Origin of the sequence: Leifsonia aquatica H1aii (genome assembly GCF_000633535.1) — a bacterium.
Taxonomy (GTDB): domain Bacteria; phylum Actinomycetota; class Actinomycetes; order Actinomycetales; family Microbacteriaceae; genus Leifsonia; species Leifsonia aquatica_A.
Genome location: NZ_AYMR01000011.1, coordinates 49,200 through 62,328 on the forward strand (window position 1 = coordinate 49,200; position 13,129 = coordinate 62,328).

General features: G+C 70.4%; 7 protein-coding genes. 2 read left to right on the forward strand and 5 right to left on the reverse strand.

Annotated elements, in window-relative coordinates; translation table 11 throughout:
* Positions 1-45: 45 nt before the first annotated feature.
* Positions 46-1,881, forward strand: a complete 1,836-nt coding sequence (locus tag U870_RS0112575) for a DUF2207 domain-containing protein (protein WP_025157739.1) — start codon at positions 46-48, stop codon at positions 1,879-1,881.
* 27 nt (positions 1,882-1,908) lie between these two features.
* On the opposite strand, the gene U870_RS0112580 is transcribed toward U870_RS0112575, so the two are convergent.
* Positions 1,909-2,895 (reverse strand): diacylglycerol/lipid kinase family protein, encoded by a 987-nt coding sequence (locus U870_RS0112580; RefSeq protein WP_025157740.1) that lies wholly within the window; start codon positions 2,893-2,895, stop codon positions 1,909-1,911.
* 152 nt (positions 2,896-3,047) lie between these two features.
* On the opposite strand from U870_RS0112580, the gene U870_RS0112585 reads away from it, so the two are divergent.
* Positions 3,048-6,140, forward strand: a complete 3,093-nt coding sequence (locus U870_RS0112585) for a DUF5107 domain-containing protein (RefSeq protein ID WP_025157741.1) — start codon at positions 3,048-3,050, stop codon at positions 6,138-6,140.
* Here the strand turns inward: U870_RS0112585 and U870_RS0112590 are convergent.
* The 4 genes from U870_RS0112590 to U870_RS0112605 form a co-directional block, all read right to left on the reverse strand.
* Positions 6,137-7,024 carry an AraC family transcriptional regulator gene (locus U870_RS0112590; protein ID WP_025157742.1) on the reverse strand — a complete coding sequence of 296 codons (888 nt, stop codon included), beginning with the start codon at positions 7,022-7,024 and terminating at the stop codon, positions 6,137-6,139. The two genes, U870_RS0112585 and U870_RS0112590, sit on opposite strands and share 4 nt — an antisense overlap.
* A gap of 60 nt (positions 7,025-7,084) precedes the next feature.
* Positions 7,085-9,412, reverse strand: a complete 2,328-nt coding sequence (locus tag U870_RS0112595) for a glycoside hydrolase family 95 protein (protein ID WP_025157743.1) — start codon at positions 9,410-9,412, stop codon at positions 7,085-7,087.
* A 16-nt stretch (positions 9,413-9,428) separates the two neighbouring features.
* Complete coding sequence (locus U870_RS0112600) at positions 9,429-11,594, reverse strand: alpha-galactosidase (RefSeq protein WP_025157744.1); 2,166 nt, start codon at positions 11,592-11,594, stop codon at positions 9,429-9,431.
* Between the two features lie 85 nt (positions 11,595-11,679).
* A complete protein-coding gene (locus tag U870_RS0112605; RefSeq protein WP_025157745.1) occupies positions 11,680-13,023 on the reverse strand; it encodes an ABC transporter substrate-binding protein in 1,344 nt (447 codons plus the stop codon).
* Positions 13,024-13,129 lie beyond the last annotated feature (106 nt).

The window sequence follows — 13,129 nt, forward strand, 5'->3', positions numbered from 1 at the left end:
CGAGACGGGCGGCCGCGCGGGCGGGCCGGGAGGCTCATCGCGACCGTGATCGCTTCGGCGCTCTGCGCACTCGCCGCGGCCGGCGGCGTGCTGGTCGCCGACGAGGGGCCCGCGCAGGCCCGCGCCGGGAACGACGCACCGGTCGTCACCTCCCGCACTCCCACCGGTGTCGACGACTTCTCCTTCGCGAGCTTCGACGGGGACTACCGCCTCGGCCGCGACCCGGAGGGCCATTCCACGCTCACGACGGTCGAGACGCTGGTCGCGCGCTTTCCGGCGACCGACCAGAACCACGGCATCCGGCGGGAGCTGGTCGAGGACTACGACGGCCAGCCGACCGGTCTGCAGGTCGTGTCGGTGACCGACGGGAACGGCACCCCGCGACCGTACACGAGCGACTCCGACGACGGGATCCTCTCGCTGACGATCGCCGCGAAGGACTACGTGCACGGCGACCAGACCTACGTCATCACCTACCGGCAGACGAACGTCACGCGCCACTTCTCCGACACGGACGATGACGAGTTCTACTGGGACGCCAACGGCACCGCCTGGGCGCAGCCCTTCGACCGGGTGACGGCGACCGTGCACCTCGGCCCCGGCCTGAGCGAGGCCCTGCAGGGCGACGCGTCCGCCTACCGCGGGGCTCAGGGCTCGACGACGGCGGCGCCCGTCGAGCGCACCGACGACGGGTTCCGCTTCACGGCCGACCGGCTGGGGGCGCGGGAGAACCTCACGTTCGCGATCGGGTTCGCGTCCGGCACGTTCACGGCGCGGGCCGACGGGCTGTTCGACACCGGATGGGGTCATGTCGCCGTCGGGGGCCTGATGCTCGTCGTCCTCTCCCTGGTCGGAGCGATCGTCGTGCGGGTGCGCCTGCTGCGCGACGCTCCGGGGCGCGGCACCATCATCCCCGAACACGTCCCGCCGCCGGAGGGACTGCTGCTGACGGCGGACATCACGCGGCGCACCACGAAGGCGGTCGCGGCGCAGACGCTCGACCTCGCCGTCTCGGGCCGGGTGCGCGTCCTGCAGACGACCGGCTTCCTCGGTCGGCCGAAGTACGCGCTCGAGTTCGTCTCGACGGAGGCGACCGGGCGCCAGGCGCTCCGGCAGCCGCACCCGACACGCGACGAGCTGGAGTTCCTCCGGGCGCTCTTCGGAGACGAACTCGTGCCGGGTGCGACGCTCGAGCTCGGCTCGTCCGACTCGCGGGTCGCCCGCGCGATCTCCGCCCTGCAGAAGCGCGTGCACACGGACGCGACCGGCTACGGCTACCGCACCTCGGGGCCGCGCGCCCCGGTCCGCACGGTGTTCTTCACCGGACTGGCCGCGACCGTGCTCGCCGTCGTGGGCTCCGTGCTGTGCATCGTCGGCGTCTACGGCGGAGCGGCACCGTTCCTCCTCCTCGTCGGCGCCATCCTGCTCTTCGTCACCAGCGCCGCCCTCACGTCGCGCTCGCCTCTGACCCCTAGCGGAACAGCCCTGCGCGAATACGTCGACGGGCTGCGGATGTACATCGAGCTCGCCGAGGCCGACCGCATCCGGTACCTGCAGTCGCCGCAGGGCGCGGAGCGCGTGCCGGTCGCGGCGGACGACCCCCGCGAGATGCTGCACCTCACCGAGCGTCTCCTCCCCTGGGCCGTGCTGTTCGGCGACGAGAAGACGTGGCTCGCCGAGCTGGGGAGGTTCTACGAGCAGGCCGGGCAGTCGCCGACCTGGTACGCCGGACAGACCGCGTTCAACGCGGCCGTGCTCTCCCAGATGGTCTCCGGCATCTCCTCCAGCACGACCATCGCGAGCAGCTCGTCGTCCGGCGGCACCGGGGGCGGCGGCTTCTCGGGCGGCGGCGGCGGAGGTGGAGGCGGCGGGGGCGTGTAGGCGCGCAACCCGGCACCGGACCGCTGTTCAGGCCTGCGGCACCCGGATGACCAGCGCGTGGTGCTCCACCCGCAGCTGCGCACCGACGACCGAACCGTTGGGGTCGCCGTCGAGCTGGATCTCCTGCGGCTCGCGGAACCGGACGCGGAGGTTCCTCGCCTGCGCATAGAGGATGGCGCGCGGCTTCGGCGTCAGCCTCCCGACGAACCGGCCGAAGCGGGTGCGGTGCAGCACGCGGTTGAAGGCGAGACGGTAGCCGATGTTGGTCCAGCCTCCTCCGCCTTTCGGGCGCATGACGACCGCGTCGAGCAGCCCGTCGTCGATGACCGCGTCCGGGATGAGCAGCATGCCGGCCGTCAGGCTGCCCGAGTTGCCGACGATCACCGTGTGCGCCCGCATCTCGACGTCGGGCTTGTCGTCCAGGCCGTAGGTCATGTCGAACCGGCGGTTGCCGAGGATGCTGCGGGCGATGGGGTCGGAGTACGCGAGCCAGCCGATTCGCTTCTTCAGCTTCTGGTTGGTGTGCGCGGCCATGTGGGCGTCGAGGCCGATGCCTGCCATGACGAGGAACGCCCGCTCCTCGCTCTCGCCGCCGGCGCGCTCCAGCCGGGCGAAGCCGAGATCGACCGGGCGGTCGTCGCCGTCGAACGCGGTCGCCACCGCGGACCCGAGGTTGCTGACCGGGAGGCCGAGCTCGCGGGCGAACAGGTTGCCCGTGCCCGCGGGGATGACACCGATGGCGATGCCCCTGCCCGCCAGCACGGCGGCGGCGGCACGCAGGGTCCCGTCCCCGCCCGCGACGACGATGAGGTCGGGCGACGATTCCGCGGCACGCTCCACCGCGCTCCGCCCGTCGTCGTCCGCGCTGGTCTCGAACCATTCCGACGCCGCCCAGCCGGCCTTCGCCTCTTGCGCCGCCACCGCGGCCTCGAGCGCGGGCATGCGCACCTTGCTCGGGTTGACCACGACGGCCGCCCGCGGCGGCCGAGGCGATGCGACCAGGTCAGTGCTCATCCGCCCAGGCTATGCGGGATCGCTGCGACGGTCATCACCGGGCCGACAGCGGCGCGGTCGCGGAGTGCGTGCGCCGGCGCATCGTCGATCTGTCCAGGGAGGGCCACGGTTTCTGCATTCCTGCCGGCGTATCGCGCCGTTTGGATGGAGGCATGCGCCCCGACCCCTTCCTCCCTCCGCCTCCCGCCACCCTGCAGAAGCGCCTCGAGTCCGGAGCCGCCGTCGCCTGGGAACAGCACCTGGAGATCCCCACGTATGAACCCGGGCGACCGGAGGAGCTCCCGATGTACCTCGACCGCCGGGTCTATCAGGGCTCCAGCGGGCGGGTGTATCCGTTGCCCGTCATCGACTCCATCGCCGACCACCCGACGCCGCACACCTGGCAGGCGATCCACCTGGAGAACCGCTGGCTGAGACTGGTGGTCCTCCCGGAGCTCGGCGGACGGATCCACGTCGCCTACGACAAAGCCGCCGGGTACGACCTCTTCTACCGCAACACGGTCATCAAGCCGGCGCTCGTCGGCCTGACGGGACCGTGGATCTCCGGCGGCGTCGAGTTCAACTGGCCGCAGCACCACCGTCCGGCGACATTCCTTCCCGTGGACACCACGATCGAGGAGCACGACGACGGTGCGGTGACGGTGTGGTGCTCCGACCACGACCCATTCGCGCGGATGAAAGGAATGCACGGGATCCGACTCCGACCCGACAGCGCGGCGATCGAGGTCGTCGTGCGGCTGCACAACCGGACCAGCGACAGCCAGACCTTCCTCTGGTGGGCCAATGTCGCGGCGAAGGTCCACGACGATTATCAATCGTTCTTCCCGACGGATGTCCGCTACGTCGCCGATCACGCCCGGCGGGCGATCACCGCCTTTCCCGCCGCCGACCGGCCCTACTACGGGGTCGACTACCCCGCGCGAGCGGGGAACGGAGGCGACCGGATCGACTTCTACCGCAACATCCCGGTGCCGACCTCGTACATGGTGACCGACACCGAGGACGACTTCTTCGGCGGATACGACCACCGGGCAGAGGTCGGCTTCGTGCACGTCGCAGACCGGCACATCGCACCGGGCAAGAAGCAGTGGACCTGGGGGGATGCGCCGTTCGGGCACGCGTGGGACCGGCAGCTCACCGATGCCGATGGCCCATACGTCGAGTTGATGGCCGGCGTCTACACCGACAACCAACCGGACTTCGCCTGGCTCGCACCCGGCGAGACCAAGACGTTCACCCAGACCTGGTTCCCCATCCACGGCATCGGACCCGCACACCAGGCGACGACCGACGCAGCGGTCCACCTCGAGCTCGTGGACGGCGCCATCGTCGGCGGAGTCGCCGTCGCCACCGTTCGGCAGGCCCGCGTGACGATCGCCGCCGGCGACCGGACGATCCTCGACGAGACGGTGAGCCTCGAACCCGGGCGGCCGTTCCGATTCACCGTCGCCGCTCCGTCCGATCACCTGCCCGACTACGAACTCGCGGTCACCGACGGCCACGGCGACGTCATCCGGTGGCGTCCGCGCGACGACGCACCGGATCGGGAGCCGTGGACGGCCAGCGCGCCGCCCCTGCCGCAGGACATCGCCGGCTCCGACGAGTTGTACATCACCGGACTGCACCTGTCCCAGAACCGGCATCCGTCGCGGTCCCCGCTCCCGTACTGGAACGAAGCCATCCGCAGAGATCCTCTCGACAGCCGGGCGAACACCGCGGTCGCCGATCATCGGCTTCGGCACGGCCGCTACGCCGAGGCGGAGACGCACATCCTCCGCGCGCTCGAGCGACAGACACGACGCAACGGCAACCCGCGCGACGGCGAGGCCCGTTATCTGCACGGCCTCATCCTGATCCGTCTCGGCCGCACCCGCGAAGCGATCGATGCGCTCGCGAAAGCGGCATGGGACCTGCATTGGGTCGCACCGGCCCACCTCGAGATCGCACGGCTCCACGCTGCGGCCGGGAACGACCGCGCCGCGCTCGAGTCCGCTCTGAAAGCCGCCGAAGCCAACTCCGGGGACTCCCGCGTCACCGCCCTCCGCGTGATCCTTCAGCGTCGGCTCGGGAACCCGACCGACGCTGAGGGACTCTTGTCGCGGCTTCTGGAGGTCGACCCGCTCGACCAGACCGGGCGAGCGCTCGCCGGTCTCCCGACCAGCGTCGACGGTCGCACCCTCCTCGACGTCGCGGGAGACCTCGCCGCAGCAGGCGAGACCGAGCATGCGCTCCGCCTGCTGGCCGACGCGGCTCAGACCCGACCGGGGCCGTCGGGGAACGTCCTCCCCCTCGCCCACTACTACCGAGCGCGCCTCCTTCGGCGGCTCGGAAGGAACGGGGAAGCCGACTCCGCCGTCGGGGAGGCACGCCGCGCCGACCCGCGCTGGTGCTTCCCTGTCGGCCTCGACGACCACGACGTGCTGCGCGACGCTCTCACCCACGACGACGAGGACCAGGTCGCCGCCTCCCTCCTCGCCACCCTCCTGTACGACGCGGGACGTTCCCACGAGGCCCTCGACCTCTGGCGGTCCGTCATCGACGCGGGCGAGGCGGACGCTGCCACCTACCGGAATGCGGCCGTGGCCTCGGTGCCGGTGCTGGGCCATGCAGATCAGGCTCTGGAATGGTACGACCGCGCGTTGCAGCTGCACCGATCCGCCCGCCTCCTGCACGAGCGTGACCAGCTTCTGGCCGTGATCGGCGCCGACGCGACGCGGCGGCTCCGGCTTCTTCGCCCCGACGTCGAACTCGTGGTCGAACGCGACGACCTGACGATCTCGTTCGTGAACCTGCTCCTGGACGTCGGCGACGTCACGGGTGCCCACGCCGTCCTGGCCTCGCGCTCGTTCGCCCCATGGGAAGGCGGCGAGGGTCTGGCCCTCGCCGCCTGGGAACGCGCCACGGCGGCGCTGAGCGAGGCGGCTGAGCACGGTGGCGACGCGGCAGAGGCCCTCCGATGGGCCGAGGCAGCGCTGACTCCGCCGGTCACGCTCGGCGAGGCGCGTCATCCTCTCGCGCCGACCGCCCGCATCCGCAACCGGATCGCCGACCTGCTCGAACGCGACGGCCGTCCGGAAGCCGCAGGAATCGTTCGCGCGCACGTGGAGGCGGCAGCCCTCTCGGACCGGCAGAGCGTCCCGGATGCGACAGCGGACTACTTCGCCACGTCGCTGCCCGAGTTCGCCCTGTTCCGGATGCTGCCGAGCGGTTCCACGTCTGAGGGATCCGCCGACGGAGGGTCCTAACCCGGTCGGCGGTGGGCCCAGCCCCCCGCGTCCCGTGCGCGGTACGCGGTCGGGCTGACCCCATGCGTCCGACGGAACTGCCGGGAGAAGTAGAACGGGTCGGCATACCCGATCCGACGCGCGATCTCGCCCACGTTCTCCTCTGTGGTGTCCAGAAGCTGCCGCGCCCGCGCCATCCGCAACGACGTCTGGTGGGCACGGACTCCCCCACCCGTCGCACGCCTGAACAGTGCGGTCAGGTGGGACGACGACACACCCACGAGGGCAGCCAGCTCGGGGACGCGTATGCGGCCGTCGAACCGATCGCGGACGTAGCTCATCGCACGCTGAAGCGGATCGCCGGGGGTGGGCAGGAGCAGATCGGCCGCCCGCAGTGCCAACAGTTTCCATGCGCAACCGGACGCGGCGAGCAGGCGCGCGCGCGACACATCCTGATCGAGGTGGGCCGCGATCTCGTCGAGCACGGCGACCGTACCGACGAGGTCGCCCACCCCGGGGAGTGGACGGCCGGGCGCGGGCGCCAGCTGCTCGATCAGGTCGGTTGCATCCGTGCCGTCGACATGGATCCACCAGATCGTCCAGGGATCGTCGTCGTCCGCGCCGTAGGTGTGCTCGACGCCGCGCGGGATCGCCAGCAGCTGTCCGGGCCCCACACCCCAAGAACCGGTGCGCGTCTCCACCCGGCCGGCGCCGGAGACGCAGACGATCACGATGGCCTGATCGATCCCACGCGATCGGACCACTTCGTGACCGCAGGCGCGCGGGTAGTAGCCGATGTCCGTGACGAGCAGCCGCTTGGTCACGGGCAGTCGAAGGGCCTCCGCCGCCACCGGTCGCGGCACGACGATCATGCGCTGGCCGGCGAATCCTTCGGCGACGGTCATCGGGTCCCTCCTGGTCGGAAGCACCGCCCCGGCCCGCTGGGGCGAAGGGGAGGCGTGCTCTCAGTCGGCGCGGATGGTCACGGCGCCCGCGGGGGGCACGAGACGCACCGTCTCTTCGCCGTAGCGAACGGTGACCGGAGCGGCGACGGCCCCGGGGGCGACCGCGACGATCGCCCGGTCGAGGACACCGCCGGTCCAGGCGATATCGATCACGTACCCGCCCTTCGCGCGCAGGCCGGTCACGGCGCCGTCCGTCCACCCGCCCGGGAGGGCAGGCAGGAGCTCGATCACCTCGCCGTCGGACTGCAGCAGCATCTCGGCGACTCCTGCGGTCCCTCCGGGATTGCCGTCGAAGGCGTAGATGTTCTGCGCCGCCCCCGCGACGCCCCCGGCCGAGTACGACATCAGGTTCACCGCGCTCGTGTCGGTGATCAGGCGGGTGTAGTGCCGAAGAGCGCTGTCGCCGTCGAGAAGCCGGGCGAAGAACACGGTGAAGTTCGCCTCCACCCATTCGACCTGCTCCCAGCCGGGTGCCTCCGTCCTGCGCTGGATCGTCACCCGCGCGGCCTCCGCCAGGCCCGGGTCTCGGCGCGGGTCGATCTGCCGCTCGGGATACAGGGCGCAGAGGTGGGAGGTGTGACGGTGCGCGGGGTCCTGCTCGTCGACGTCGTACAGCCACTCCTGCAGTTGCCCGTGGCGGCCGATCCGGAAGGGCGGCAGGAGCTCGCGCGCGGCCAGCAGGCGCTCGCGCAAGGACTCGTCGACGCCGAGGAGATCAGCGGCATCAGCGACGATCCGGAAGATCGCCTCGGAGAAGACGCGGTCGACGGTGTTGCCCATGCTCAAGGACGCCGTGCTCCCGTCCCGGCCGATGTACCAGTTCTCCGGGCTGTCCGACGGCCCGGAGACGAGCAGGCCGCTTTCCGGGTCGGTCACCAGATAGTCGAGGAGGAACTCCGCGGCCCCGCGGAGCACCGGGTAGGCCCGCTCTCGCAGGAACACCAGATCCCGGGTGTACTCGAACCTCTCCCACAGCTGCAGCGCGAGCCAAGCGCCCCCCGTGACGTTCATCCCCCACCCGGCCCCGGAGCCCGGAGCCGAATACCCCCAGGCGTTCGTGACCGTGTGCGCCACCCACCCCCGCGCAGCGTACATCCGCTCCGCCGTGTCCCGGCCGCTGTCCGCCAGCCGCTCGAGCAGGCCGAACAGCGGCTCCTGGCACTCGCCCAGACCCGTCGGCTCCGCGGCCCAGTAGTTCTGCTGCGTGTTCATGTCCAGATGGAAGTCGTTGGTCCAGGAGGCACTGCTCGCGAGACCGTCGTTCCACTGGCCCTGAAGGGCGAGTGGAAGCGGCGAGTCCGCCCGCGAGCCTGCGATCGTCAGATAGCGGCCGTACTGGTAGTAGACCGCGAGGAGGTCGTCGTCCCGCTCTCCGACCGCGAGCCGACGATGGCGCTCACTGGTCGGGAGCGCCCGCACGTCGGCGCTGGTGCTCCCGAGACGGAGCGTGGACCGACCCATGAGTTCGCCATGGTCGGCGATGTGGTCGGCTCGGACCTGCTCGTAACCCGTCGCGACCGCGCGGCCCAGGAGAGCGCCCACCCGGTCCTCCGGGCGCTCGCCCGCCCAATCCGTGCCGACGGCGATGAACACCGTCGCGGTGGTCGCGTCCGACACCGAGACGGAGCCGGCATCCGTGACGACGGCGCCGTCGTCGGTCACGACCCTCGCGCGGATCAGGACGCGCACGCCCTGAGCCCCGTCGCTGTGCAACGTCTCGAAGGCGTCGCCGTCGAAGGTGACGGTGGCGTCGTCCGCAGAGACGGCGCCCGGGATCACCCCGGTCTCGATGCCCAGCCGGAACGCCAGCCCGCGGGGCCGATCGCTGCGCAGGTGGACGGCGATCACGCCATGCGGATGGGAGGCGAGGATCTCACGTGAGTGGCCGTCCGACAGGGTCGTCACGAGGGCGGTGTCGAGGTCGAGCTCGCGCCGGTAGCCTGCGAGCGTGCGGTCATCGGCGAACGTCAGGGTGACGTCCGGCAGCGGGAGGTTCGTCCCGAAGCTCGTCGGGCGGCCGAGGAGGTCTCGGACTCCGAGTTCCTGCGCCTCTCTCGTCCGGCCGGCGAACAGGAGCTCCCGGATCCTGGCCAGGGAGCCCGCGGCCGCCGGGTTGACGTCGGTGCTCGCGGGCCGGCCGGACCAGGCCGTCGACTCGCTGAGGTCGATCCGCTCGACGTCGACTCCTCCGTAGACCATGGCGGCGAGTCGGCCGTTGCCGATGGGCAGCGCTTCGAACCAGCTCGCGGCAGGCTCGGTGTAGTGCAGTCGTCCGGCTGTCGCCGGCTCGGCGTCCGCGGCGGCGGCGCTCTCGTCGATGCTCAGCATGGGGTCTGAACGCTCCTTACGCGGCGGTGAGGTGGAGGAGGACGGCCTGCTGCGCATCCAATGTCGGCATCGGCAGGCCCGCCTCGAGGAGGATCCGCCCGCTGACGGGGAAGCCGTCCCCCGCCGCCCGGAGCAGCCAGGCCGGCGGGTTCTCGTGGAACGAGGTCCGGCCGATCTCAGCCCGGACCCGGATGACGTAGCTGCGGTCCGGGCTCAGCCCTGGCAGCGTGACACGCCCCGACTGCGTCGGAACGGAGGTACCGAGGCGCGCCCACGAGAAGAGGGCTTCCGCTCCGTCTGCGGCGACGACTCCCGTGAGGATGCTCTGCTCGTCCGCGACATCGGCGCGGACCAGGTCCCCGGAGTGCAGCAGCGGTCGGAGTTCCTTGTAGAGCGCCGCGAACGCCGTGATCGTGTCGAGCTCCTCCGTCGAGGCACGAGTGAGGTCCGTCTCGATCCCGGCGTGGCCGAAGAGGGCCGTCGCCAGCCGGAAGGACAGCGCCGTCGACCGGTGGGTGGTGTGCGCCTCCTCGGCACCGACGTGGCTCCCGACCAGCTCGAGCGGGATCAGCTGCGCGGTCCAGCGCTGGATGTTCTGTCGCTCGACCGGGTCGTTGCAGTCCGAGGCCCACACCCGGTCGGTCCGGGCCAGCACGCCGAAGTCGATGCGGCCGCCGCCGGACGCACACGACTCGATCTCCAGGTCGGGGTGGCGAGCCTTCAGCTCGTCGAGCATCCGGTAGAAGGCGAGCGTCTGGCGATGCGCTCCCGCCCGGTCGTGGTCGTTGCGGAGCGCTGCCTCGTGCAGTTCGCGATTGTGGTCCCACTTGATGTAGTCGATGCGGTACTCGGTGACCAGCGCGTCGATGCGTCCGAAGACGTGCTCCCAGGCGTCGGGGTGGGCGAGGTTCAGGACGTACTGGTGCCGGATCGCCGCACCCACCCCGTCGGAGGGCGCGAGGATCCAGTCGGGATGGTCCTGGGCGAGCCGCGAGCCGAGGTTGACCATCTCGGGTTCGAACCAGAGGCCGAACTGCATGCCTTCCTCGCGCACCCTGTCCACCAGCGGCCACAGGCCCGCGGGCCAGACGTCTGCGTCGACGGTCCAGTCGCCGAGCCCGTTCGTGTCGTCACGGCGACCGTCGAACCAGCCGTCATCGAGCACCAGCCGTTCCACGCCGACGCGCGCGGCCGCGGAGACGAGTCGCTCGAGCGTCTCGAGGTCGTGGTCGAAGTAGACGGCTTCCCAGGTGTTCAGAGTCAGCGGTCGAGGGGTGCGCGGGTGAGTGTCGCGGGCACGCAGCGTGCGATGCAGAGCGCGGGCGATCCCGTCGAGCCCGTCGCGCGACCAGACGAACGACACGATCGGCGATTCGTACGTGTCCCCGGGCGCGAGCGACACCTCACCCGGGAGCAGGAGCTCACCGGCGCCGAGAGTGGAGCGGAACACCCCCGCTCCTTCCGGGAGCTGCTCGATCAGATAGCGCTGATTGCCCGACCATCCCGCGTGGACCGCCCAGACCTCACCACTCCCGAAATCGAAGCCGCCGGTGCCGGCGACCAGCAGGTACGGGGAGTCGAGACTCGATCGCCCTCGCCGGCTCTCCCGGAGTCGGGTCCCCTGGGTGATCGAACCACGCTGCGGGCTGCGCTCGCGCGACCATTTCCCGGTGAAATCGAGGTATTCGGTCGCGCGATCCGGCAGGGGCAACAGAGCGGTGACCGCGCCCAGATCGTAGACGGCCGCGGCATCGCCGCTGGTGCCGATCGTGGTCTGAACGGAGAGCACGCCGGCGATGTCGAGGCGATAGCGGACAGTGGCCTCGAGACCGGCGCGTGCGTCACGGAGGCTGATCGTGAGCGCGCCGGCCGCCTCGTCGGCCCGATACGTGTCGAGCACGAAGCGGGCGTACGGGCTCGCGTCACGCACGACGCCTTCGATCGCAGGAGTCCCCGACCACGCGTCCGCCTCGGTCGGCAGGATGGTCAGGTCGCGCGGATCGTCCGTCGAGTTGTGGGTGGCCGCCGGGGAGGCGCTCGCGAGGAGCGCCGCGACGTCCGCCTCGCTGAGCGCACCGAGGTCCGCCCCCCAGTGCAGGACCCGGGGCCGCGGATGAGCGACCTCGACAATCAGCGCGGCGCCGCCGCCGCGGAGGGAGATGATCGGATTCGTCGTGTTCATGGTCCTCTTCACCGGAGTGGGTGTGACGTGGGTCTGCGGCCGCGCGGGTGTCAGGGCCGCGCGGCCGCAGGTCTTCTGGCTTCGACTACTTCTTCGCGAGCAGTTCCTTGGACTGCTCCTGCATCTTCTGGAAGATGCTCTCATCCGCCTTGTTCGTGAAGTACGACTCGAACTGCGGGACCATCGCGTTGGTGAGCGCGGCGCCGTTGTTGTAGATCGGGCTCGGGAAGAGCTCGTCGTTCTTCACGTAGTCGGAGAACACCCGGAAGTCGGGCAGCTTCGCGCTCTCCTGCTGGCTCAGAGCATCCATCGACGCGCCGATCGACGGGAAGAACGAGGCGTTGTACGTGGCCGCCTTGGTCTGGCAGGCCTCGCTCTCCTGGTACGCGACCCACTTCCAGGTCTGGTCGATGTGCTTGCCGCCTGCCCAGATGTTGTTGCCGTTCGAGTTGGACATCGCATGACGCTTGCCGTCGCTTCCGGCCGGCATCGGCGCGATCCCGACAGTGGTCGTCTTCAGTGCGGCGTAGGTCGACGCCTCCCAGGTGCCGCCGAGGGTGATCGCGACGTTGCCCGAGGCCAGCTGCTCGTTGCTGGCTGTCGTGAACTGGTTGAGTTGCGGCGTATATCCGTCGTTGGCGAGCGTGCGGACCAGCTTGATCCCGGAGACGACCTTCGGGTCGTTGTAGTTGAACACGGTGGCCCACTGGTTCTTGTTCGGGATGTTGATGCCGTCGTTCGGCAGGATCCAGCCCCACGCGTTCTGCCCGAACGGGTCGCCCGTCGACTCGAGGTTGCTCATGCCGTAGGTGGCGATGTTCTTCGAGTCGAAGCCGGGCTGGTCGCCGCGGACGCCGTTCTTGTCCACGGTGAGGTGCTTGATCATCTGCCAGAGGGTGCCGCCGTCGTCGGGGTTCCAGGTGGCCTTGGCCATGTCGTCGACGGTGTACCCGGCCTTCTCGAGCAGGTCCGTGTTGAAGTAGAGCACCCCGGTCGCCCAGTCCATCGGCAGGGCGTACTGCTTGCCGTCGGTGTACTTCCACGCATCCGTGCCGATGGCGTACTGGCTCATGTCGATCGTGTCCTGCTTGATCTTGTCGTCCATCGCGAGAAGCTGGTGCTGGCTGGCGTACGACTGCAGGTAGGTGACGCTGTTCATGAAGGCGTCCGGGGCGTCGCCGGACACGAATCCTGCGGTGATCTTCGTGAAGTAGTCGCTGACCTGGTACTGCGAGATCTTCACGGTGATGTCCGGGTTCTCCTTCTCGAACGCCGGGATGCACTGCTGGTAGGCCGCGGCCGGGTTCGGGTCCCACGTCCACCAGTTGACGGTGACCTTGCCGTCAGATCCGCCGCCGCCGGTGCAGCCGGCAAGCGCCATGAGGACTGCAGCGCCCGCGGCGATGGGGACGATCTTCTTGAGTTTCACGGTTGGGTGCCTCTTTCTGGATTGCGGTCTCCGGGCGGCGTCGGTGCCGCCCGGTTCTGGAGCGCACTCGTCCCACCGACGCTGCTCGCGCCGGCTCGTCGACGAG

Coding starts and splice junctions, on each gene's coding strand:
- U870_RS0112580 (WP_025157740.1), bottom strand. CDS start 2,895: ATGAGCACTGACCTGGTCGCATCGCCTCGGCCGCCGCGGGCGGCCGTC.
- U870_RS0112585 (WP_025157741.1), top strand. CDS start 3,048: ATGCGCCCCGACCCCTTCCTCCCTCCGCCTCCCGCCACCCTGCAGAAG.
- U870_RS0112590 (WP_025157742.1), bottom strand. CDS start 7,024: ATGACCGTCGCCGAAGGATTCGCCGGCCAGCGCATGATCGTCGTGCCG.
- U870_RS0112595 (WP_025157743.1), bottom strand. CDS start 9,412: ATGCTGAGCATCGACGAGAGCGCCGCCGCCGCGGACGCCGAGCCGGCG.
- U870_RS0112600 (WP_025157744.1), bottom strand. CDS start 11,594: ATGAACACGACGAATCCGATCATCTCCCTCCGCGGCGGCGGCGCCGCG.